The sequence below is a fragment of the Streptomyces sp. NPDC050145 genome, from assembly GCF_044460245.1.
Lineage (GTDB): Bacteria > Actinomycetota > Actinomycetes > Streptomycetales > Streptomycetaceae > Streptomyces.
This window is the reverse complement of sequence record NZ_JBITJS010000026.1, coordinates 52,976-75,269: the sequence shown is the minus strand read 5'-3', so window position 1 is coordinate 75,269 and position 22,294 is coordinate 52,976. Positions and strand designations below refer to the sequence as shown.

Annotated in this window: 21 protein-coding genes and 1 pseudogene; 3 read left to right on the top strand and 19 right to left on the bottom strand. The window is 71.7% G+C overall.

The window, feature by feature from the left end:
- Positions 1–4: 4 nt before the first annotated feature.
- The 4 genes from ACIBTU_RS36345 to ACIBTU_RS36330 all read right to left on the bottom strand — a co-directional run bounded on the left by ACIBTU_RS36345 (position 5) and on the right by ACIBTU_RS36330 (position 4,564).
- Positions 5–613, bottom strand: a complete 609-nt coding sequence (locus ACIBTU_RS36345; RefSeq protein ID WP_399130989.1) for a response regulator transcription factor — start codon at positions 611–613, stop codon at positions 5–7.
- A 126-nt stretch (positions 614–739) separates the two neighbouring features.
- Complete coding sequence (locus ACIBTU_RS36340; RefSeq protein WP_399130988.1) at positions 740–1,918, bottom strand: sensor histidine kinase; 1,179 nt, start codon at positions 1,916–1,918, stop codon at positions 740–742.
- 130 nt (positions 1,919–2,048) lie between these two features.
- A complete protein-coding gene (locus ACIBTU_RS36335; RefSeq protein WP_399130987.1) occupies positions 2,049–4,388 on the bottom strand; it encodes a TOMM precursor leader peptide-binding protein in 2,340 nt (779 codons plus the stop codon).
- A complete protein-coding gene (locus ACIBTU_RS36330) occupies positions 4,385–4,564 on the bottom strand; it encodes a hypothetical protein (protein ID WP_399130986.1) in 180 nt (59 codons plus the stop codon). The genes ACIBTU_RS36335 and ACIBTU_RS36330 overlap by 4 nt, the downstream gene beginning before the upstream one ends.
- 173 nt (positions 4,565–4,737) lie before the next feature.
- On the opposite strand from ACIBTU_RS36330, the gene ACIBTU_RS36325 reads away from it, so the two are divergent.
- A complete protein-coding gene (locus tag ACIBTU_RS36325) occupies positions 4,738–5,037 on the top strand; it encodes a DUF6059 family protein (RefSeq protein ID WP_399131007.1) in 300 nt (99 codons plus the stop codon).
- Between the two features lie 129 nt (positions 5,038–5,166).
- Here the strand turns inward: ACIBTU_RS36325 and ACIBTU_RS36320 are convergent.
- The 15 genes and pseudogenes from ACIBTU_RS36320 to ACIBTU_RS36250 form a co-directional block, all read right to left on the bottom strand.
- Positions 5,167–5,601 (bottom strand): annotated as a pseudogene (locus tag ACIBTU_RS36320) (NADPH-dependent FMN reductase); the annotation flags it as partial.
- A 55-nt stretch (positions 5,602–5,656) separates the two neighbouring features.
- Positions 5,657–6,934 (bottom strand): phytoene desaturase family protein, encoded by a 1,278-nt coding sequence (locus ACIBTU_RS36315; RefSeq protein WP_399130985.1) that lies wholly within the window; start codon positions 6,932–6,934, stop codon positions 5,657–5,659.
- Positions 6,931–8,427 carry an aminotransferase class III-fold pyridoxal phosphate-dependent enzyme gene (locus tag ACIBTU_RS36310; RefSeq protein ID WP_399130984.1) on the bottom strand — a complete coding sequence of 499 codons (1,497 nt, stop codon included), beginning with the start codon at positions 8,425–8,427 and terminating at the stop codon, positions 6,931–6,933. The genes ACIBTU_RS36315 and ACIBTU_RS36310 overlap by 4 nt, the downstream gene beginning before the upstream one ends.
- Before the next feature lie 5 nt (positions 8,428–8,432).
- Positions 8,433–9,329: a methyltransferase domain-containing protein gene (locus ACIBTU_RS36305; protein WP_399130983.1), complete on the bottom strand. Its 897-nt coding sequence runs from the start codon at positions 9,327–9,329 to the stop codon at positions 8,433–8,435.
- Positions 9,330–9,372: 43 nt separating this feature from the next.
- Positions 9,373–10,506, bottom strand: a complete 1,134-nt coding sequence (locus ACIBTU_RS36300) for a type III polyketide synthase (protein WP_399130982.1) — start codon at positions 10,504–10,506, stop codon at positions 9,373–9,375.
- Positions 10,503–10,982, bottom strand: a complete 480-nt coding sequence (locus ACIBTU_RS36295; protein WP_399130981.1) for a hypothetical protein — start codon at positions 10,980–10,982, stop codon at positions 10,503–10,505. The genes ACIBTU_RS36300 and ACIBTU_RS36295 overlap by 4 nt, the downstream gene beginning before the upstream one ends.
- 14 nt (positions 10,983–10,996) lie before the next feature.
- Positions 10,997–11,758, bottom strand: a complete 762-nt coding sequence (gene ubiG / locus ACIBTU_RS36290) for a bifunctional 2-polyprenyl-6-hydroxyphenol methylase/3-demethylubiquinol 3-O-methyltransferase UbiG (protein ID WP_399130980.1) — start codon at positions 11,756–11,758, stop codon at positions 10,997–10,999.
- Positions 11,758–12,960 carry an acyl-CoA dehydrogenase family protein gene (locus ACIBTU_RS36285; protein ID WP_399130979.1) on the bottom strand — a complete coding sequence of 401 codons (1,203 nt, stop codon included), beginning with the start codon at positions 12,958–12,960 and terminating at the stop codon, positions 11,758–11,760. The genes ubiG and ACIBTU_RS36285 overlap by 1 nt, the downstream gene beginning before the upstream one ends.
- Positions 12,961–12,965: 5 nt before the next feature.
- Positions 12,966–14,156 (bottom strand): acyl-CoA dehydrogenase family protein, encoded by a 1,191-nt coding sequence (locus tag ACIBTU_RS36280; RefSeq protein WP_399130978.1) that lies wholly within the window; start codon positions 14,154–14,156, stop codon positions 12,966–12,968.
- The gene (locus ACIBTU_RS36275) at positions 14,153–14,428 is read right to left on the bottom strand and encodes an acyl carrier protein (protein WP_399130977.1); all 276 of its coding nucleotides are present in this window, start codon (positions 14,426–14,428) and stop codon (positions 14,153–14,155) included. Before ACIBTU_RS36275 ends, ACIBTU_RS36280 begins: the two co-directional genes overlap by 4 nt.
- Before the next feature lie 190 nt (positions 14,429–14,618).
- Positions 14,619–15,407 (bottom strand): thioesterase II family protein, encoded by a 789-nt coding sequence (locus ACIBTU_RS36270; protein WP_399130976.1) that lies wholly within the window; start codon positions 15,405–15,407, stop codon positions 14,619–14,621.
- 250 nt (positions 15,408–15,657) lie between these two features.
- The gene (locus ACIBTU_RS36265; RefSeq protein WP_399130975.1) at positions 15,658–16,047 is read right to left on the bottom strand and encodes a YrdB family protein; all 390 of its coding nucleotides are present in this window, start codon (positions 16,045–16,047) and stop codon (positions 15,658–15,660) included.
- Positions 16,044–16,586, bottom strand: coding sequence for an SRPBCC family protein (locus tag ACIBTU_RS36260; protein ID WP_399130974.1), 543 nt, complete (start codon positions 16,584–16,586; stop codon positions 16,044–16,046). The genes ACIBTU_RS36265 and ACIBTU_RS36260 overlap by 4 nt, the downstream gene beginning before the upstream one ends.
- A gap of 211 nt (positions 16,587–16,797) precedes the next feature.
- Positions 16,798–17,598, bottom strand: a complete 801-nt coding sequence (locus ACIBTU_RS36255; RefSeq protein ID WP_399130973.1) for a BTAD domain-containing putative transcriptional regulator — start codon at positions 17,596–17,598, stop codon at positions 16,798–16,800.
- 246 nt (positions 17,599–17,844) lie between these two features.
- The gene (locus tag ACIBTU_RS36250) at positions 17,845–19,335 is read right to left on the bottom strand and encodes an MFS transporter (RefSeq protein ID WP_399130972.1); all 1,491 of its coding nucleotides are present in this window, start codon (positions 19,333–19,335) and stop codon (positions 17,845–17,847) included.
- 320 nt (positions 19,336–19,655) lie between these two features.
- Here ACIBTU_RS36250 and ACIBTU_RS36245 point away from each other — a divergent pair, with 320 nt between their 5' ends.
- Together ACIBTU_RS36245 and ACIBTU_RS36240 are read left to right on the top strand one after the other, a co-directional pair.
- Positions 19,656–20,807 (top strand): DegT/DnrJ/EryC1/StrS family aminotransferase, encoded by a 1,152-nt coding sequence (locus ACIBTU_RS36245; protein ID WP_399130971.1) that lies wholly within the window; start codon positions 19,656–19,658, stop codon positions 20,805–20,807.
- A gap of 244 nt (positions 20,808–21,051) precedes the next feature.
- On the top strand, positions 21,052–22,284 hold the full coding sequence (locus ACIBTU_RS36240; protein ID WP_399130970.1) for a nucleotide disphospho-sugar-binding domain-containing protein: 1,233 nt from the start codon (positions 21,052–21,054) through the stop codon (positions 22,282–22,284).
- The last annotated feature ends 10 nt before the right edge of the window (positions 22,285–22,294 follow it).

Here is a 22,294-nt window from a genome sequence, read left to right as displayed (position 1 = left end):
GTCCTCACAGCAGCCAGCCCGATTCCTGCGCGATCAGGACGGCGTCCAGGCGGTTGCGGGCGTTGAGCTTGGTGGTGATGGTGGTCAGGTAGTTGCGGACCGTGCCCGTGGACAGATGGAGCTTGTCCGCGATCTCCGAGGGCTCGGCTCCCTTCGAGGTGAGCCGCAGGACCTCGGTCTCCCGTTCCGTCAGCGGGCTCGTCTGCCCGCCCCAGGCCGCCACCGCCAGCTGCGGGTCGACCACACGCATGCCCGCGCCCACCCGCCGTACCGCGGAAGCCAGTTCGGCCGGTGGCGCGTCCTTGAGCAGGTAGCCGTCCACCTTGGCGGCCATCGCCCGCAGCAGGGTGCCGGGGCGGCCCATGCTGGTCAGGATGAGGACGCGGCACTCCGGCAGCTCCTCCCGCAGGTTCGCGGAGGCCGTGAGGCCGTCGGTGCCGGGCAGATCGATGTCGATGATCGCTACGTCGGGACGGTGTCGCCGAGCCTCCGGGACGATGTCGTCCCCGTTCTCGACCTCGCACACGATCTCGATGTCGTGCTCCAGGTTCAACAAGGCCACGAGTGCGCCACGCACCATGTGCATGTCCTCGGCCAGCAGTACACGAATCAACGTGCCGCCCCGTTTCGTCCCCCTAGGCCCGCTTTCCGTGGGCCCTGAACTGCGGGGACTCTACCAACAGAACGCCAGTGCGAGTATGGAAAGTTCAAGGATTCAATACCGGCGTTCCGAGTGCGCTCACCTGGTGGGCTGTCGTGGGGTGACGGCCCGTACCTCGAAGGTGCCGTCCGCCAGGACGCGGGAGCTGAGGGTGCCGCCGATCTCGCTCACCCGCAGGGCGAGGTTCCCCAGGCCGCTGCCGCCGTGCGGGGACGGCGCCGTCGGCTCGTCCGGAACGCCGTCGTTGACCACCGTGAGGGTCATCCCGCCGTGCTCGGCGGTGAGCTCTATCGCGCACCGGCTCGCCTTGCTGTGCCGCAGCACGTTCGTCACGGCCTCCCGGAGCACCGCGGCGAGGACGTTCTCCACCTGGTGATCGGCCGGTCCCGCCACCACGCGCAGCCGCACCTCCACGTCGGCGGCGCGCAGCACCGACTCGGCCGAGGTGACCTCCTGGTCGAGCGACATGTCGCGGAAGCCGCTGGCGACCTGCCGCACATCGGCCAGCGACTGGCGGGAGATGGACAGGATGTCGGTCACCTCCTGCGTGGCCAGCTCGGGGTGGGTCGGGATCAGCCGGTGCACGAGCTCGCTCTTCAGCGTGATCGCCGAGAGGCTGAAGCCGAGCAGGTCGTGCAGGTCCCGGGCGAACCTCAGCCGCTCCCGCACCACCGCGAGCCGGGCCAGCTCGCCGTGCGCGTCGGCCAGTTCCTGGATCACCTCGCTGAGCCGCGACAGCGCGTAGACCACCAGACCGGTCAGCAGGGTGGACTGGCACAGGTAGATCGAGTCGACGATCCCCTGGCCGGCCAGGAGCGGAGGCAGGAACATGCTCAGCCCGGTGGCGGCGAACAGCGTCCAGGCGGGCCGGGGCGGCAGCAGGAGCAGCAGCGAGCCGGCGAAGAACCCGCCGAGCGCTCCCCACTGTGCGTGGTATACGAACAACGGCAGGTAGGTGAGCAGGAGTTGGGTGCCCAGGGTGAGCGCCTTGTCCAGCGGCGGCCTGCGCGCGGCCCATAACGAGGAGTGCCGCAGCTGGATGAGGAAGACCACGACGAGTCCGGCGACGGCGCCGGCCCGGCCGGTGGAGCTCAGGTTCGTACTGAACACGTTCAGCGCCGTGATGGACGTGTAGGACAGCAGGGCCACGCGCAGGATGACCCGGGCCAGCCGCGGCCCGGGCAGCGCCAGGCCCGACCGGGTTCCGGTCGGAGGAGCGCCTATCGATGCATCTGCCAGACGCTTACGCAGTCCCATGACCCGTCCCCCGGCGTGTATCGGCCTTCATGGACTCCTGCTCCGAACGCAGTGAGTTCGGCTCGGATCATATGGGAACTACGTGAAGACTGTGAGTGACACGTGTTGACAGAATGTTGACCGGATGCCCTTACACGAACAGCGGGACAGGGTTGAGGTCGGCACACCGCTTCGGCTGTGCCAGCCTGCCGAGCTCGACCGGCACGTCGAAGAGCCGGCCCGGTGCCAGCCGCGCCCAGAAGTGCCGCAGGCCGGGCACGATCACCTTGAGCACGGGCAGTTCCAGATCCGGCCGGGTCTGGTCCAGGACCAGCAGTTCGAGACCCCGGGCGCGCACCAGATCATGCACCGCGGTGATGTCGTCCAGGAGATCGGCACGTGGCGAGTAGGCCCAACTCCCGGGAACTCTCGCCCGGTCGAGCGGATCGGGGGTCAGGTACGGCTGGTTGGCGAGCGTGGCGGTGTGCCACCAGTGGACGGCGTCGGGGTCGTCGATCCCGTAGCCGGGGCCGCCGGGCCGGCGCGGCAGCACCGCCGGCAGCATCTGCCCCATCTCGGTCAGCGCCCGGCGCAGGGCGACCCGAGGATCGAAGTGGGCGCCGAAGCCGAAGATCACGTCCTGCGTGGGGGCGTCGGTGCGCCGGCTGAGCGCGGCGACGACGGGGATGCCGAAGTCCGAGGTGAGGTCGAGGGCCCACACCTCGCGCCCCATCCTCGCGCACCCCTCGCGCACCCGGTCCACCTCGGGTGCGGCGAACGCGTCGAGGTCCACGGCGGGCTGGCGGGTGCGGTTGTACCACCACAGGGCCACCGCGTCCCGCTCCACCAGTTCGAGGAAGCCCTGCAGGAGGGCGTCCTCGGGACTGCTGCCCGCCGCGTTCCCGTTGGAGTCGCAGGTCAGTCCGTCCTCGGCGGGAGCACCGCTGGAGAAGTAGAGCATCGACGTGGGCAGCAGCCGGTGCCGCCCGGCCGTCATCGACCACACCGGGGTCCACTCGGTGGGCCGGGTCTCGTCGAACGGCCGCGGCACGTACTGGAAGTGCGAGCCCCGCGCGTTCCACGTCTCACGGTCGCGCAGTTGCTGCTCCCCGAAGAGCTGGCAGGCATTGGGGTGCAGGGCGTCCGCGCCGAGCGCGCGGTAGCTGTCCCGGACGACGGGCTCGTCGCCCTGCCGCGTACCGCTGTACCGTTCGGCCGCCTCGCCCAGCGCACTGACCTGCGCCTCGATCGGGTCGAGCCCCTTGCCTCCGCTCAGTGCCCGCAGGCCCGCGCGCAGACCGGCCAGATTGTGCGGGCTGAAGGCGAGGTTGTGGCCGGACAGATAGCTGTCGACGAAGTCGGGGGTGCGCGGGGCGCGCCGGATCTCCTTCACGATCCCGGTGACGGGCCCCACGAGATGGCTGTAGCGCTCCAGCGTCCGCGCCGGCTCCTCGGCCCGGTGCCCGTTGCCGTGGCGCATGGTCTTCGGGCGGCTCGACGGGACGAACGGTGCGCCCACCGTCCGAGCCACGAGGCCCCGGTCGCCGCAGACCGCGCACTGGGGGCGCCGGTGCACGGGATGGGCGGAGGCCCGCAGCAGCATCGTGTCCAGGGTGTGCACCAGGTCCTGCGCCGGGTACCGCATCCCCGCCAGCCACTTGGCGGCCTCCAGGACCATGAGGTGCACGGCGATGGAACGGCCCGCGGCCAGCGAGGCGGCGGGCCGCGCCGGCGGACCCGCGAGCCCCAGCGCACGCTGCACCGGCCACTCCGAACGCCGGTGTCCGCGCAGCCGGTCGGCCAGACAGGACCAGCACGGGCCCTGCCCCGGACGGAAGATCGGCCCCACCCACGGGTCGGTGCCGCACACCTTGGCCAGCAGCCACGGCGTTCCGTCGGCGCGGTGCCGCGCGTCGACCTCGGCGAGTTCGGGTGAGAGGTAGTCGTCGCACAGGACGAGGGAGAGGCCCGTCGGCGCGGCGGGGGCGGCGGGGGCGGCGCCCGCGGCGGCGACCGAGAGCCCCGACTCCAGGCACGCGGCGCGCACCGGCTCCGCCTCGATACCGGGCAGCGCCTCCAGTCCGAGGGCGGCGCCCGCCAGTTCGGCCGAGGCCCGGTGGCCGTCGAGACCCGCCAGGTCCCAGTACGCCTCGGCCATCGGGTCGCTCTGTTCGTCCGGGGCGCCGGCCGGGGCCGCCGGGCGGAAGCCCAGCAGCCCCGATCGGGTCAGCGCGTCGAGCGACTGCCCCGCCTCCTCGGCGGGCATCGCCCGGGACGCCTCACGCAGCACCGAGTCGACGGTGTGCGTGCCGTCCAGCAGTGGCACGAGGACCTCCGCCTGGGGGCCGCGCAGCGCGGTGACCCCGCGCCGCGAGACCAGATAGGCGGCTTCGCCGGGAACCACGACCGGGCTGAGATGACGCTTGAAGCCCACCAGCGCAGTGTCGTCCGGGCGCACCGTCCCGGTTCTGTGCTCCCCGGCACCGGTCATGCCGCGATCTGCCCTCTGGCGTCGTTGACCGGGGCGGAGATGATGCAGATGCTGAACAGCGCGACGTCGCACTGTCCCGCGCCGTCCAGGTCCTCGATCATCAGCGACCGGCCGGCCCCGCGGGCCTGGGTGGTGTCGTCGAGGTGGTGAGAGCCGGACGATACTGCGTTGACCATGGGGAAACCTCTCCCTTGAATGTGCCGGGCAGTGAATGTCTGGACGCTGCGAGGAGCGGACGGAGACTCTCCGTGCGGGGGCCGCTGTCTCACGGCCAGAATTCTGCGATGACCGCTCGCAAGCGGACAGTGCTGCCCTCACTTGTGGGGGGTGACGTTTTCATACGCCATGGATGACCGGCCCTAGCCGTCGTTTAGCACCGCCCCCGACCATCGGGGCTCCGCGCCGCGCCGTCGTGTACGGCTGCCGAGAGGAGCCCCCGATGTTCCGGCCCCTGGATGTTATCGCCCGCGTCCTGGACAAGGCGTACAACTGCCTGGTCGCCGCAGGGCAGATGTGGGTCTACGTGCCCGTCGAGCACCCCCGGTCCACGCCCTCCCACCCGCTGGAGAGGGTCCGGCCGGACATTCCGCTGAGCCCGGTCGAGCGGGCGCTGGACCGACAGCTGCGGGACCTGGACAGCCTCGGCTGACGCGCCGCCCCGGCGCATCGCGGCGAACTCCACGACCTGGTCCGTGAGGATGTCCAGGCGGCGCGCGGTGCGCGCGTCCGCGCAGGCGCCGGACGCGGCGAACTCCGTGCCGGCCGGCACCACCACCCCCATCGGAACGGCCCAGCCGCGCAACGACTGCGCGCAGGTGCGCAGCGCGGCGAGCGCGGACGCGCCCGCCACCTCGTTCCACGCCACGCTCAGGCAGCCCACGGAGCGTCCGTCCAGGTAGCCGGGGACGTCACCGGCCAGCCCCTCCGTGTGATCGAGAGCGTTCTTCAGCAGCCCCGACATCCCGCCGTGGTACGTCGGGCTGGCCAGCAGCACCCCGTCCGCGGCGCGCAGCGCCGACAGCAGCCGCACCTCGGCGGCGCAGGGGTTCGTGGTGTCCGGGTCGTAGGGCGGAAGCACGAGATCGGTGCCGCACACCAGGGTGACCTCGGCTCCCGCCCGGCGGGCCCGCGCCGCGCACGCCCGCAGCGCGGCCGCGGAGACCGAGCCCGAGCGCAACGAGCCCCCGAGGGCGGCGATACGGATCGGACGCATGGCAACTCCGTTGTGTCGGAAGGGGATGGCTGGCAGCGGGCGGCGGCGGCCGCCCTCACAGACGGGCGGCCGCGGCCTCGGCCGCCCGGGTTCCGCTGAGCACGCAGGCGTCCGCGAGCAGACCGGCACGGCCGACCCAGTCACCCGCCACGAAGACCCCCTGCTGACCGGGGACCCGCACGTCGGGACGGCCCGTCAGGCCGCCGGTGCGCGCCTCGGGCACGGCCGTCATCGTGGTGATCCGCGGCAGGAAGCGCTCGTGCACCAGCGCGTCCTGCCAGCCGGGCTGGCACTGGTCGAGGAGCTCGTACAGCCGCTTGCGGACCTCGGCCGGGGTGAGCTTCGAGCCGTCGTCGTAGCGCGTCAGATGGAGCACGGCGCCCCCCTCGGGAGCCAGCCGGGCCGTGCGCGAGAACACCGAAAGGTACAGCGGCTCGTCGACACCGAAGACGAGCGTGCGGCGCGGATCGGGCAGCCGCTTCAGTGCCACGTCCAGGCAGGCGGTGTGCAGGGGCCGGGCGAGGGGAGCGCCCGTGCCCGGCCCGGTCAGGCCGAGGAGCCGGCCCGCGGCGCCCTGCGACAGACCGGCGAGCACCACCGAACGGGCCCGCACCGGATGCCCGTCGGCGGTCACCACCCGGGGGCGCTCCCCACCCTCCACGACGGCGCACCGGCAGCCCGTACGCAGCTCGACGCCCAGCTCGCGGGCCCGCGCGAGCAGCGCGTCCGTCAGGGTGCGCCAACCGCCGTCGACGTACTCCACACCGCGCCGCACCTCGGCGAAGTGCAGCGACAGCGCGTCCGCGCCGATCATGTCGGGGCGGCCCGTGTAACTGCTCATGCGCAGCACCGCGAAGGCCGCCTGCCGGGCCCGCTCGGTGGGCAGCCGGTCGCCCAGCCACTGCGCGGCGTCGGTGCCGGCCAGGTCGGTGCGGCCGCGGGCCAGGCCCAGCAGCCGGGCCACCGCGATCCGTTCACGGGGCGAGAGGAGACCGGTGCGCAGCAGCGGCCCGGCCGCCGCGTACCCCGGGTGCAGAGCCCCGTCCCGCAGGGCCAGGGCTCCGTTCAACTCGGGGGCCCGGCCGGGGACGCGTACGCCCAGCGCCCGCAGCCGGTCCCGGGTGGTGCGGTACAGGGCGCGCGGGCCGAGCCCCAGGTGAAAGCCCTGGTGCTCGGTGGTGCGGGCCCGCCCGCCCGGCTCGCCGCCGGCCTCCAGCAGCAGCACCCTGCGTCCGGGACCGGCGGCGGAGGCCAGCCGCACGGCCGCCACCAGGCCGGTCAGACCCGCCCCGACGACGACGGCGTCGGCCCGCTCGTCGGTCCCGGCACTCATGCCCGGCCGGTCCCGGGCAGGATGAACGGGAAGCCGTGCCGGTCGAGTTCACGCGCGGAGTCGGTGACGGCCGACACCAGGGCGTCCAGGTCCTCGGTGCTGTGCGCGCCGCCGGTGAACAGCATCGGCAGGCTGAGCGTGTAGAAACCGCGCCGGCGCAGCATCAGGGTCAGCAGGAAGAACGCGATGGGGTTCACCGACCCGGCGAACGCGCGGTAGTCGTCGTAGGAGTCGTGCTCCAGGAAGCCGAACGAGCCGATGAAGTCGCCGAACCCGACGAGCCGCAGCGGAATGTCCGTCTCGGCGCGGAACGCGGCGAGCCGCTCCTGGACCCGGGCGACCTTCGCACGGGTCTCGGTGTAGTACGTGTCCCGCTGCTCGTGCAGCAGCCGCAGGCTCGCGTACGAGGCGCACAGCGCCAGGTGGTTGCCGGCGTGGGTGGTCTGCACGCAGGTCTTGCGGCCGATGTCGGTCAGCGGGAGCCCGGAGGTCTGGGTGTGGTCGAGCAGCGCGGCCCGGCCGCCGACCGCGGACAGCGGGATGCCGAGACCGCTGAGGACCTTGCCGTAGCAGTACAGGTCCGCCTCGATGCCGAAGTACGCGGCGGCGCCGCCGGGACCGTAGCGGAAACCGGTGAGGACCTCGTCGAGGACGAACGGCACGCGCAGTGCCCGGCAGCGCTCGGACACCGTCTTCAGGAGCGGGACCGTGTGCTCCACGAACGGGAACGACGAGGACGCCGCCTCGGTCAGCACACAGGCCAACTCGTCCTTGTGCCGCTCGATCAGCTCCACGGCCCGCACCGGGTCGTTGGGCAGCACCAGCAGGTCCCGCGCATCGGCGACCGGCACCCCCGTGAGGGCCGACTGCCGCTCGATGCCGCCGTCCGGCGTGCTGCCGGGGAAGGGCTGGGTCGGATGGCCGTGGTACCAGAAGGCCGTGTTGTGCATGCCGAGGTCGTGCACGCCGTGCAGCGAGCCCTCGAACTTGGCGACCATCCGGCGCCCGGTGTGCGCCCGGGCGAGCCGGATGGCGGCCGCGGTCGCGTCGGTGCCCGAGTTCAGGAACGCGAACTTCTCGCAGTGCGGCACGAACTCGCCCAGCAGATCGACGAGTTGGGCCTCGACCGGCGTGCAGTAGCCGTTGCCGGTGGTGGTCGTGAGGTGGTCACGGACGAAGTCCACCACCGGCTGCGGGCTGTGCCCGTGCAGCGCCTGCGCGCCGAAGCCGAGGTGACAGTCGGTGTAGGTGTTCCCGTCGGCGTCGACGATGCGGCTGCCGTGCGCCTCGGTCACCATCAGCGGGAACTGCGGCGAGTGGAAGGGCCAGAAGACATGGGTGGCGGCGTCCTTGACGCGCAGCTGCTCGGTCGCCGCGGCAGACGCCTTCTGGCGCTCGGCGAGTTCACCGAACAGATCGATCAGCCACGGCTGGGTCAGCAGGTCGGCGACCAGCGACTCGACGGGCGTCGCGGCGGGGGCGGAGGTCGTCATGTCAGTCAGCTCCCGGCCGGCTTGGTCGCGCGCAGCACCCCGTAGTGCATGACCCCGCGCTCGTACGCCTGCTTCATCAGCGGCACCGAGTTGAGGAAACGGAAGATGTCCATGCCCTTGGCGCGGACCAGCTTCCAGATCACCGAGGGGTCGCGGACCACCGGCTTGACGATGTCCGTGGACAGCTTCCAGGTGTCCCACACCTGCTCCGACCAGTCCGCCGTGCGGACGTCGGCCAGGCCCAGCTCGCCCGCGAGCTCCGCATAGCGCTCCAGGGGGAGGACGTGGGAGACCACGAAGTCGCGGTAGATGCGGTGCAGCAGCCGGGTCTCGTCGGCGTCGAGGCTCTCGTCGCGGGCGCACCAGGTGGCGACCAGGAGCGTGCCACCCGGCTTGAGCACCCGGGTGCACTCGGCGAGGAACGCCTTCTTGTCCGGCATCAGCTCGCAGCTCTCCAGCGCCCACACGACGTCGAAGGTGTCGTCGGGGTAGTCGGTGTGCATCGCGTCGAGCAGCCGGAACGTGGTCTGGTCGGTGACGCCGGCCTCGGCGGCCTTCGCCTCGGCGCGGCCGATCTGCTCGGCGCTGATGGTGATGCCGTCGACGGTGCAGCCCAGGCGGCTCGCGAGGTGCACGGCGGAGGCGCCGATGCCGCAGCCGGCGTCGAGGACCTTGGCCATCGGAGGCACCGGGCCGAAGGCGATGAGCTCCTCGACCAGGCGCACCTGGGCGGCGTGCCGCCCGCGGTCGGGCTCGCCGTCGGCCCAGTACCCGTGGTGGATGTGCTCCCCCCACAGGTCCTCGTACAGCTCGATCAGCCCGTCGTAGTGGTCCTTGATGGCGGCATGCAGGTCGGGGGTGGTCCAGCGGGGTTCGAGCGCGCTCGTCGTCGTGATCGTCATGGCGGGAAGTCCCTCGGTTCGAATGCGTCGGGTCGGGGCGGGGTCAGAAACGGACGAGCGCCGATTCCATGGTCAGTCCGGGGCCGAAGGCCATGAGCACGCCGTACTCCCCGGGGGCGGGCCGTTCCTCGCGCAGGATCCGGTCCAGGATCAGCAGGATCGTGGCGGAGGAGCAGTTGCCGTGCTCGGCGAGGATCGCCCGGGACGGCGCGAGCTGACTGGACGTCAGGTCGAGCTTCTCGCCCACGAAGTCGATGATCTTCGGGCCGCCGGGGTGGATGCCCCAGTGCCGTACGTCGCCCACGCCCAGGCCGTGCGGGGCGATCAGCCGCTCGACGAACGGGCCGATGCTCTCGCCGATGTAGAACGGCACGTACGGGGAGAGCGTCATCCGGAACGCCTGGTCCTCGATGTGCCAGCTCATCGCGTGCGTGGTCTCGGGGTGGGTCTCGGTGTGCGTGCCCAGGAACACCGGCCCCGGCGTCGCCCCGCCGTCGTCCGCCGCCAGCAGCGTCATCGCCCCGGCGTCGCCGAACAGCGCGTTCACGACGGCCTGTTCGGCGGTGAACTCCGGGCGGTGGTGCACGGAGCAGACCTCGGCGCTGCCGGCCAGCACCAGCTCGTCGGGGCGGGCGGCCAGCGCGTCGAACGCGGTCTTGAGGACGTTGAACGCGGCGTTGCAGCCCATGTGCCCGATGAAGGTGCGGCGCAGGTCCTTGCGGAGCCCGAACTCCTTGGCCAGCAGGATGTCGGGGGTCGGCCCCGCGTACCCCGTGCAGCTGGCCATCACGAACGAGCCGATCCGGTCGGTGAACCCGTCCGCACCCGCGGCGCCCGCCGGACCGGCGGAATCCGCCGCGCTCAGGATGCCGCCCACCGTGCTGCGGCTCATCGCCAGGACGTTCTCCTCCCAGGCGGCCATCCGCGGCTTGATCGGCGGATAACCGTCCGCGTACGCGGTGCGCGGATCCCAGGCCATGTGCCGGGTGCGCACCCCCGACCCGCGGAAGATCTCCTCCGCCTTCGCCACGTCCCGGTACCGGTCCCGGTAGTACGTCTCGAACGCGTCCTGCTGCGGGACGACCGTGTCGGGCGCCGCGGTGCGCAGCGAGAGCAGCTTGGCCACTCCCCGGGTCCGGGTGCGGCCGGCCGCCGGGGCCTCGGACACCGTGGTCATGACGCGACCCCGGCGCCCGACTCCACCCGCTCCTTGATCGCGGCGAGGAAGCCCTCGGTGACCTGGTCGCTCTGCTGCCGCGCGAACGGCTCGACCAGCGGCAGCACCACGGCGGCGATGTCGACGTCCGCCTCGGACCGCGTGTCGATCTCCAGGAAGGTGGTGCCGGGTTCGGTGCCGTGACCGGTGCGGAACTCCCCCCAGGAGCGGAAGTTGTGCGCACCGACCGGCTCCCAGCGGATCCGGGCCGCGTCGGCCGTGTCGAAGCGGGTGCGGTGGTCGGGGGTGTGGCTGACGGCACCGTTGGAGATGGTGGCCAGCACATAGTGGTAGACGTCGCCGTCCTCGGCCGTGAGGCTCTCCACACCCGGCATCAGCAGGCCGCAGCCCACGATGTCGAGCAGGAGCGCCCGTACGGCGTCCGGTTCGGCCTTCACCTCGGTGCCGGCGACGCTGGCGGAGCGTATGGAGACCATGGTTGTCCTGTCCTTCACGTGGTGCTTCGTTTGACGGCGTGGCCGATGTAGCTGGCGCAGACGTCGCCGGTGAGGGTGAACGTGCCCAGGCGGCGGTGGCGCAGCAGGCCGGGCAGCAACAGCGGCAGCGGCCGGGAGGGGCCGAGCCCGTGGGTGTCGGCGAGCCGCAGTCCGGCGGACGCGAGCAGCACCCGCAGCTCGGCGGGCCGGATGAACATCTTCCAGTTGTGCGTGCCGGGCTTGATGATGCCCAGGAACTTCTCGGCCACGAGGATGAGCAGCAGATAGCTGCGCACCGTCCGGTTCACCGTGTCGAACAGCAGCACACCGCCGGGCACGAGCAGCCGGTCGATCTCGGCGAGCGCCGCCGGCACGTCGTGGAAGTGCTCCAGGACGTCGGAGGCGACGACCGCCTCGGCGCAGCCGTCCGGAAGACCGGTGCCGTACGCCGAGCCGACCTGGTACGTCACCTCGACGCCGGAGGCCGCCGCGTGCCTGCGGGCGGCGTCGACGGTGCCGGGGGACAGGTCGATGCCGGTGACCCGGTAGCCGCGGCCGGCGAGCTCCTCGGCGACGAGCCCGCCGCCGCAGCCCAGGTCGACGACGCGGATCGTGTCGGCGGACCGGCCCGGGTGACGCTCCTTGATGATCCGGTCGAAGTACGCGGTGCGGGCCGGGTTCATCTCGTGCAGGGCGCGCAGCGGACCCTCCGTGTCCCACCAGTCGTCGCCGACCTCTTCGTAGTACTCGTTGTCGATCGCCAGTGCCCCGGACATCACACCCACCTCGGGGTCTCGACCGGGCTGATGCCCAGCGTCGCCTTGCCGATGAACTCGCGGGCCATGTCGTTGGTGAACGGCAGCAGCGGCCCCGCCTTGACGTCCCGCCAGATCTGCCCGATGCGGGAGCCGTCCCGGATACCGGAGCCGCCGATCACCTCGAACGCGGTGGCGACGACGTGCTCGGCCTCGTTCGTGATGTGGTACTTCGGGATGCAGGTGTCGGCCACGAACGCCGGCAGGTCCTCGCCCGGGTCCACGTGCCGGGTCGCGTACTCGGTGAGCAGCGCGTCCATCGTGGCGAGCGAGGAGCGCATCCGCGCCACCGCGAACTGGATGCCGGGCAGCCGGGCCAGATCGGACACCGCCGTCGTGGCGCGGCCCCTGGTCCGTTCCACGGCCAGCTCGTAGGCCCGCTCGGCGAGCCCCAGGAACACCGCCGCGAAACAGTAGTGTCCCCACTGCTGACGTGCCATCACGAACAGCGGGGTCAGCCCGTCGGGGAACACCGAATCATCGGCGTCGACCCGCAGACCGTCCAGCTTCAGCGAGTGCGAACCCGTCATCGGCAGGGCGAAGCCGCTCCACGGGGCGACCACCTCGACACCCTCGTCGGGCTTCTCCACGAAGAAGGCCGCCAGGTTGAACGGCGGCTCCAGGTGGGCGTCGTCGAGACCGGCCGTCACCACCAGGTGCGTGGCCGCGTCGTAACCCGTGGCGAAGTGCTTCAGCCCGTCCAGGACGAAACCGTCCGGCACCCGCCGGGCCGTCGTGGACGGACGCACCCAGTTGCCGCCGGAACCCTCGTCGGTGAACGGGCCCACGACGAACGCCCCGTCGCGCACCGCGCCGAACATCCGCTCGCGCACGGCCACGCTCAGATCGCTGCGCATCGAGCCGGTCAGGACCGCGTGGATGGCCAACGTGAACGCCGTCGAACCACAGCCCCCCGCGATGATCCGCAGCAGCCGAGTGTTCTCCTCCAGCGTCGCCTCGAAGCCCCCCAGGTCCGCGGGCACGTTGATCGCGGTGATCCCGGCGTCCACCAGGTCACGGATGTTCTCGCCGACGAACTCGCCGGCCCCGTACGCGGTCTGCGAGCGCTCCTCGAAACGGCGGGCCAGGGCCCGGGCGCTGTCCTGCAACTCGGCCCAGCGCACGGCCCGTTCGGTGGCCCTCACTGGTGTGGCGGTGGTCATGTCGTTCAGCCCTCCCAACGGGGTTCGGCGAAGACCGGCACTCCGAGCGCGTGCTTGCCCGCCCACTCGGCGGTCACGTCGGAGTTCGGCGGGACGAGCAGCCCGGCCACCACGTCCCGGTAGGCGCGCTGCAGCGGATGCGAGGACATCAGCGCGGAACCGCCCTGGACCTGCATCGCCAGCGACACCACCTCGTGGGCGAGGCGGCACACGCTGTTCTTCATCACGCTCATCTCGATGTAATGACCCAGCGGATCCTCGGCGATCGCCGCGTCGTGATCGGCCCGCACCGACTGGTACAGGTGGGCCTCCGCGGCCGCCAGCTTGGTGCGCATCTCCGCCACCCGGAACTGCACGCCCGGCAGATGCGCGACCGTCCGGTCCAGCACGTGCAGGGTGCGGCCGCGCTGCTCACGCACCACGGTCTCCAGCGCCCCGCGGGCGATCCCGAGGAACACGGAGGCGAAACTGCACCACGCCCAGTGCACGCCCTGGATGAACATCAGCGGCAGCGCACCCGGCTGCCCCACCATGTGCGCGTCCGCGACGAACAGGTCGTCCAGGAGCAGCGAATGGCTGCCCGTGGCCCGCATGCCCGCCGCGTCCCACTCGGCCGTGACGCTCACCCCGTGCTCCGGCTTGGGCACCAGGAAGCCGACCGGCTCGGGCAGCCCCCGGTCGTCGGTGCGGGCAGCCGACAGGAACAGCAGGTCCGCCGCGGGGAACCCGGTGAAGAAGCCCTTGCGCCCGTTGAGCAGGTAGCCACCCTCCACCGGATCGGCCTTCGTGGTGGGATGCCACCAGTTGCCGCCCACTCCGGGCTCGCTGAACCCGCCCGCGATCACCGAACCGTCCTCGACGATGGCCCGGTAGGCCCGCTCGGCGGCGAGGCCGCCGATCCCCGCGATCATCGCGATGCCGTGGACGTGCATGTTGACCGCGAAGGCGGTGCTCGCGCAGCCGGTCGCGAGGGTCTCCTGCGCCCGGCACAGCTCCTCGAGCCCCGCGCCGCCGCCGCCGTGTTCGCGCGGCACGGTCATCGCGGTGTAGCCGGAGGAGACCAGCTCGGCGATGTTCTCGTGCGGGAAGTCGCCGGCCCGGTCGTGCTCCGCCGCCCGGCCGGCGAACCGCTCCGCCAGCTCCTCGGCGAGCGCGACGAAGTCGGTGCGGGCGGGCGCGTCCTGCGTGACGGTCATCGGGCGCTCCCCGCGACCAGCGGCCGCTCCTCGGGCACCGCGACCGCCAGGTAGCGCACCAGGCTGCCGACCGTGTCGCCCTCCGCCCGGGTCGCCGTCGCCAGCCAGTCCGAGATCTCCACTCCCGCGTACGTCTCCCGGATGCGCTCGAAGAGCTCGGCCAACTCCACCGAGTCCAGACCGAGGTCTCCGGTGAGCCGGGACCGCTCGGTGATGTGCCGCTGGGCCGTCTCGGGGCGCACGGCGGCGAGTTGTTGCGTCAAGGTCGTCATGAAGGCTTGCGCCCGGTCGTCCTGCACATCCGCTCCTGGATATCTGGGGAGAAAAGTGGGTCGAAACCGCGGGAGAACCTGGTGGTGCGTCGGCTGTGGGGTGCCTTTCGGCCATGGTGGGGGCCTTGGCTGTAGCGGCGGTTGCGCGGTCCGCCTTCCCTCCGGCGGGCTGCCCGCGGGACGTCTCCTGTCAGGCGGACAGGGCGCCGGCCAGCACCGGAGCCCGGTCGTACCGGCGGATCACGGACGCGAGCTCCTGCAGGAAGGCGTCCTCGTGGGCGCGGATGAAGAAGTGCCCGCCCTGCACCACCCGCACCTCGTAGCCGCGTCCCGCGTGGCGCCGCCAGGCCACCACCTCGGGCACCGACACGAGCCGGTCCTTGGCCCCGATGAACAGGTGCAGCGGCACCCGCACGGCCTCCGCGTCCGGTGCGAACGACGTCGTGCACAGCTGGAGGTCGTCGCGGGCGACGGGCAGCAGCGCCGCCAGGAACTCGGGGTGCTCCAGGATCACCCGTGGGATTCCGCCCAACGCGGCGAGCGAGGCCACGAGTTCCTCGTCACTCGCCCCCGGGTCGGCGATCTTCGGTGCCGGAAGGTGCGGCGCCCGGTACGAACTCAGGGCCAGCGCCATGGGCAGCGGCGCGCCGCGGAGCTGCCGCCGGGCGGCCAGCGCGTACGCCACGAGGGCGCCCATGCTGTGCCCGTAGAACACGTGCGGGTGCTCCAGCTCCGCGTCCAGCTGCTCGTCGAGGTCGGCGACGAGCGCGTGCAGGTCGGTGAAGCGCGGTTCGGTCATCCGGCCCTCGCGGCCGGGCAGTTGGACGGGCACCACTCTGGCGCCCGCACCGTGTGCGTCGAGGCCCTGCTGCCAGCGCCGGTAGGCCGACGCCCCGCCGCCCGCGTACGGGAAGCAGAACAGCCGCACCTCGGTCTCGGTGCCGTCCGTCGGGGAGGTGTGGGACAAGTAGCGTGTCATTCCGTTCCGCCTCGGGCTCGTCCGGTTGTCTGGACGCCTGCCGGGACCGCGGCACCGTGGGCGGCGAGAAGGACGGACCGGAGGGCGGCGGACGTCCGGGTCCCGGTGTGCGGACGCGCACGGGCACCTGCCCGACCGGCCGGACGTCTCGACGCAGGGTGGAGCGGGTGCCGGCAGGCACGCCACGAGTATGTGATTGACCGCTAAAAGACAGCCAAACCGATCTCGCGGCATGCCTGCCGCCCGATGCTCAGTGGCTGAGCAGCCAGCCGATGCGGTCGTACGCGAGCACCTGGTAGAGGACCATGATCGCCAGCAGCCAGCGGGCGGCCCGGCGCAGATCCGCGAGATACAGAGCCGCCACCGCGCCGAAGAACACAGCGAGCTCGAGGAGCAGCCGCAGCGGGCCGGGCGTGTGGACGTCGCTCTCGCCCGAGCGCGACGGGTCGTCCGGCACGGCGAAGGTGCCCCACATCCAGCCGACGGCCACCGGCAGCACGACCACCGTGATCCAGCGCCACGGCGACGGTGTCTTGCGCCAGGCCCAGATGCCGAAGCAGACCAGCGAGGTCACCTCGAGCAGGAAGCGGATGCCGAGCACGACGTCGTTGTTGGCGAGCGCCAGAGTCGTGTGAGTCACCGGGGAACCTCCGTCTGAGCAGTCTCGGCAGTGGTCCTGAGGGCTTCCAGCCAGTTCTGCAGGACGGTGCGCAGCTTGGCACTGGGGAAGTACAGGGCGATGAGCGGGCCGCCGATGGACTCCTCCGACAGCACGTCGGTGGCGTGTCCGCCGTCGGCGGAGGTGAGCCGGAAGCGGTGCACCGCCCGGGTGCCGGCGAGCACGCCGGTCCAGCACAGTTCCTGCAGCGGTTCGACGACGGCCAGCGTCGACCTGATGGGCATCCCGCCCAGTTTCCAGCGGAACTGCTCGTCCGGCACGGTGCCCTTCGGCCCCTGCCGCACGGAGGTCACTCCCGGCACCCAGGAGGGCCAGCCCGGCAGGTCGTGCAGCAGCCGCCACACGGTGGCCGGGGGAGCTTCGATCCGCACCCTGCTGACGGCGGTCACGGGCGCCCGGTCGTCGATGAGGCCACCCTTGGCGTAGTGCTGCTGGAGCTCGGCCAGCGTGGGTCCGCTGTAGAAGACGCGGCCGAGTAAGGAACGTGAGGCGACTGGCAAGGTGGCTCCCAGAGTGCGTGTGTGGAACGGTGTGGTCGGTCAGGGGAACGGCCGGCCGGCGGGGCGCCGGACAGAATCCCCCGGCGCATCCTTCCCCGCCCCCCGACCCCCCAGCCCCCCGTGAACCGGAGCCCGGCGCCCGGGGCGCGCCGGACCCGGCAGCAGCACGCACGCCGGCCCGGCAGGCGTGCGACGAGCGTGTGGCCTCCTGCTAAAAGGCAGCCAAACCGGTGGCAGCCGAGTCCAGCGCGGGATCGTCGCGGAGGACGGCATGGTGCAGTCGCTGCAGGCGGTGCGAGGGCTCGATGCCGAGTTCACCCACCATCGCCGCGCGCAGCCGGCGGAAGGCCTCCAAGGCCTCACCGGAGCGGCCGCAGCGGTACAGGCACACGATCAACAGGGCGTGCAGACCCTCCTGGAGAGGGTAACGGGCGGTCATGGCGCTGAGTTCGCCGAGAACTTCGGAGTGCCGGCCGAGCATCATGTACGCGGTGACGCGATGCTCCATCGCGGCGCGCCGCACCTCGTCCAGGCGGCGTGCCTCGGTCCGCAGCACCGGTCCGGTCCGCACATCGGCGAGGGCGGGCCCGCGCCACACGTCCTCGGCCCTGTCCAGCAGCGCCGCCGCCTCAGCGGCCTCCTGCTGTGCCAGCGCTCTGCAGCCGCCCATCGCCAGCCGTTCGAAGGTACTGGCATCCGCCTCGGCGCCCGGCAGGCTCAGGACGTAACCGGTGTGCGTACGGCTCAAAAGCTCCTTGGGATCCGTCCCGTCGGCCGGCCCGAGCGCGACGGCCAGGGAATGCCGCAACTGCTTCACATACGTCTGCACCACGCCCGTGGGGGAGCCGGGAGTCGTGCCGTCCCACAGTTCCCGGACAATGGCGTCCAGGGACACATGCCGGCCGAGGTTGGCCGCGAGCAGGGCGAGCACCTGCCGTGACTTGGCCGCGCTGGGCACAAGGGACCGACCGTGCACCGTCACCACGAGCGGCCCGAGGACACCGATCTCCATCTCCCTTTCTCCTTCCGCACTGTGCAGACCTTCTTCAGGCCTCCGCGGCGACAGTCGCACGAGCACGCCACCACCGACAGGGACAGGAGCATGTGCCAGAGGCTGAAAACATGGGGTTCGGCATATGAGATCTTCACGGACGCGTCCCGCACCTCCCCGTGACGCTGCGGCCGGGCAGGACGCGGACAGCGAGCAGACCCCGGTTGCGTGATCCGGGTTGCGTGATCCGGGCTGCGTGATCCGGGGTCAGGCCGACCGGACAGGCGCCTCGTCACCGGAGTGCGGGGTGCGCACGATCGGCTCGCCCGCCTCTTCGTTCGCCGCGGGGCGGGCCGGACCGGGCAGCAGCAGTGCGGCGAGCACCGCGCCGGCCGCGACGATGACCGCCGCGGTGACGAAGCCCGCTGTCGCGGCCGATTCGACGCCGGCGCCGGGCGCCGCGGCACCGACCGCGCCATGCGCGAGGACGGTGCCGACGACGGCGACTCCGACGGCGTTGCCGAGTTCCATCATGGTGTCGCCGAGGGCTGCCGCGTTGCCCGACCGTTCGGGCGGGATCAAGGACAACTGGGTGTCCGTCGCGGGCCCGAGGGCCAGGCCGACGCCCACGCCGAGCAGCGCGAGCCCGGGCAGGACACCCGCGTAGCCGTCGGCCGCCGCGAGCGTCAGGGCGCCGGCCGAGGCTGCCGCCAGACCGGTGCCGACGCCGCCGCGCGGCCCGGTGCGCCGGGCCAGCCACGGGGCCAGGGACGAGCCCGCACCGACCGCGACCGCGACCGGGGCGAGCGCGAGGCCGGCTTTCAACGGACCGTACGCCAGGCCGAGTTGAAGGAACTGGGTGAGGGTGAACAGAGTGCCGGCGAGCCCGCTGAAGAGCAGCATGATGCCGGCGCTCGCGCCGAGGAAGGCGGGGCGGCGCAGCAGCGCGAAGTCGACCATCGGGCTGGGGTGCCGCCGTTCCCACGCCACGAAGCCGGTGAGGCACACCAGCGCGCCGCCGAACGCACCGAGGACGGCGGCCGACGTCCACCCCTCGCCCGAGGCGTGGATGGCGCCGAACACCAGGGCCACCATGACCGCGGAGCCGAGCACCGCGCCCACCGGGTCCAGCGGCCGCGGTACGGGCGCCGCCGACTCCGGCAGCAACAGGAGACCCGCGGCCAGGACGACGGCGACCGGCAGCAGGTTCACGAGGAATACCGAGCCCCACCAGAAGTGGCCCGCGAGGGCGCCGCCGAGCACCGGTCCCACGGCCACCCCCAGCGCGGACGCGCTGCCCCAGACGGCCAGGGCGCGCGGCCTCTCCCGCTCGGGGAACACGTCCACCAGGATGGACAGGGTGCCCGGCATGACCAGGGACGCGGCCACGCCCATCACCGCCCGCGCGACGACGAGTTGGGCCGCACCGTCCGCGGTGAGGGCGAGGAGCGTGCCGACGCCGAACAGCACGACACCGAGCAGAGTGGCCCGCTTGCGGCCGTACCGGTCGGACAGGGTGCCCGCCGTGAGCAGACAGGCCGCGAAGACCAGCGAGTAGCCGTCGACGATCCACTGGGCGGTGCCGATGCCGATGCTCAGGTCGTGCATCATGCTGGGCAGCGCGACGTTGAGCAGCCCGTTGTTGAGGATGATCACGAACAGGGCGAGGGAGAGGACCGCGAGCACCGCCCAGCGGCGCGGGTCCGGCGGGCCCGCGAGCCCGGACGTGCGCACATCCTCGTCGTACGTCGACCGCATCGCTGGTCCTCTCCTCGCGCTCACGGGCGGGGCCGGCGCCGGTGCGCGCCCCCGACGAGCGTGGCCCCGCACACTGAAGTCCCGCTTGCGCGCAGCCCGCCAAAACCGTCACAGGGCCGGCCCGAACAGAATCCCTGAATGGTCACGGCTGAAGAACAGCCGCATTCCGCGCTGCCCGGGGACCGGCGCTTTGCCGGACTTTTAGCGCCGCGGCACACGATGGAGCCCCGCCGTCGTGTGCTCGCAGGGAGCGAACACGTTCGGGAAATCCACTCGAATCGTTCTGACGTCGCTATCAGCCGGAGACACGAAAGGTAGTCATGATCAATCTCTTTCAGCCTCAAGTCGGAGCGGAGGAACTCGCCGCGATTGCCGAGACCTTCGATGACAAATGGTTGGGACACGGCCCGCGCACCCGGGCTTTCGAGGCCGCGTTCGCGGAGCACATCGATGTGCCGGCGGAGCATGTCGTCTTCATCAACTCGGGCACGTCAGGGCTTTTCCTCGCCCTGGAGTCGATGGACCTGCAGGACGGCGACGAGGTGGTGCTGCCGTCCCTCAGCTTCGTCGCCGCCGCGAACGCCGTACTCAGCTGCGGTGCCCGACCGGTCTTCTGCGACGTCGACCCCCGCACCCTCAACCCCACGGTCGAGGACATCGAGCAGGTGCTCACGCCCCGGACCCGGGCGGTGATCGTCCTGCACTACGGGGGCTCACCCGGTGACATCGTCCGCATCGCGGACCGTTGCCGGGAGCTGGGCGTCACACTCGTCGAGGACGCCGCCTGCTCGGTGGCCTCCCGGGTGGACGGCCGGGCCGTGGGCTCGTTCGGGGACATCGCCATGTGGAGCTTCGACGCCATGAAGGTCATGGTCACCGGCGACGGCGGAATGATCTACCTCAAGGACCGGGAACGAGCGGCCCGGGCCAGGCGGCTGGCCTACCACGGGCTGGCCCAGCCCAGCGGTTTCGGCCACGCGAAAGTCTCCTCCCGCTGGTGGGAGATGGACATCCCCGAGCCCGGCCGCCGTGTCATCGGCAACGACCTCACCGCCGCGATCGGCGCCGTGCAGCTGCGCCGGCTCCCCGAGTTCGTACGCCGCCGCCAGGAGATCTGCGCGCTGTACGACCGCGAACTGGCCGAGGTGCCCGGGCTGCAGCTGCCCCCCGCCCTGCCGGACGGCCACGAGTCCACCCACTACTTCTACTGGGTGCAGACAGCCCCGGAGATCCGGGACGATCTGGCCGGCGACCTCTACCAGGACGGCATCTACACGACCTTCCGCTACGCCCCGCTGCACAAGGTCCCCGCCTTCGGCTCCCAGAGCCTTCAGCTGCCGCACTCGGACTGGGCCGCGGAACGGACGCTGTGCCTGCCCCTGCATCCCGGCCTGAGCGACGGTGACGTGCGCACGGTCGCGGCGGCCGTGCGCAAGTCGATCGAGAACCGGAGCGCGGCAGGGACCGCGTGAGCATCCTGACCACCGACGGGGCCGGATTCAGGGCGTGGACCGAAAAGGATCCGCTGCTGCCCGACCTCCCGCTTTCATGAATCGCGGGGTGGGCGCACAGCGCAAGTGGACCTTTAGAACCGGCCTGCACGCTGCTGGCGAACGGCAGCCGAAAGCGTCGTACCGACAATCTCAAGGAAGGTCAGCGATGCGTATTCTCTTCAACGTCTTCCCGGCATCGTCACATGTCTATCCCATCGTCCCCATGGCATGGGCACTGCAGAGCGCCGGTCACGAAGTCGTGTTGGCCACCTCTGAGGCCGGGCTCGACCCGAAGTTGTTTACGAACATCGCCTCGGCCGGACTTACCGCGGTGCCCCTGGGCGGCAAGGAGGAACTCGCCGAATCGCTGGCGCCCCTGCTCGCCGCCGCGAACCGTCCTGACCGGCGTACCGCGTCGATCGACCCGGACGACGAGAACGCCTGGCGCACCTGCCGGGACATGCTGATCGACCTGCTCGACGGGCACTATCCGCCGGAGTCGGTCAGCGGCGGCCGCCGGCCGGTCCTGGACACGTTGGTGGAATTCGCCCGGGACTGGCGGCCGGACCTGGTGCTGTGGGACCCACTGGCTCCGACCGGTGCGGTGGCCGCGCGGGCCTGCGGTGCTGCCCACGCCCGCCTCCTGTTCGGCATGGACAACGTCGGTCTGTGCCGTTCCAGGACGCTGCAGGAGCTGGCCGATCCGGCCTCCGGCCTGACGGAGGACCCGTGGATGCCGTGGCTGGGACCGGTGCTGGAGCGGTACGGTCTCGACTTCACCGAGGACACGCTGGTCGGCCAGTGGACCATGGACCTGACCGCGGCGCGGATGCAGTACCCGCTGGATCTGAGGTACGTACCGGTCCGCTGGATCCCGTACAACGGCGCCGGCACGCTTCCGAAGTGGCTGCACACCCGGCCCGAGCGGTCCCGGGTGGTGTTCACACTCGGCCAGACCCGCCGGCTCCTCGACGGCTCGCAGGGCGGCTTCCCCCTGCGGGAGTTCTTCGACTCCGTGTCCGACCTCGACCTGGAGATGGTCGCCACGCTGAACAGCGACCAGCTGGCCACCGTGGGCGCGCTCCCGGACAACATCCGCGCCATCGGATACGTACCGCTCAACCAGCTGCTGCCCACGAGCTCGGCAGTCATCCACCACGGCGGCGGCGGGACCTCCGGTGCCTGCGTGGCGTTCCAGGTACCGCAGCTGATCATGCCGATCCCGATGTGGGACGAGAAGGTCATAGCGCAGCACATCAGCGGCCGGGGTGCCGGACTGCTCATCGACCCCGCGGCGATCGATGTCGACAGCATGCGGAAAGACCTTGTCCGGCTGCTGACGGAACCGTCGTTCCGGACCGGGGCCCGCGACCTGTACGAGGACATGCTGGCCGCCCCGGCGCCGAAGGACGTGATTCCGGTACTGGAGCGGCTGACCGCGGAGCATCGCGGCTGACGTCCGCACA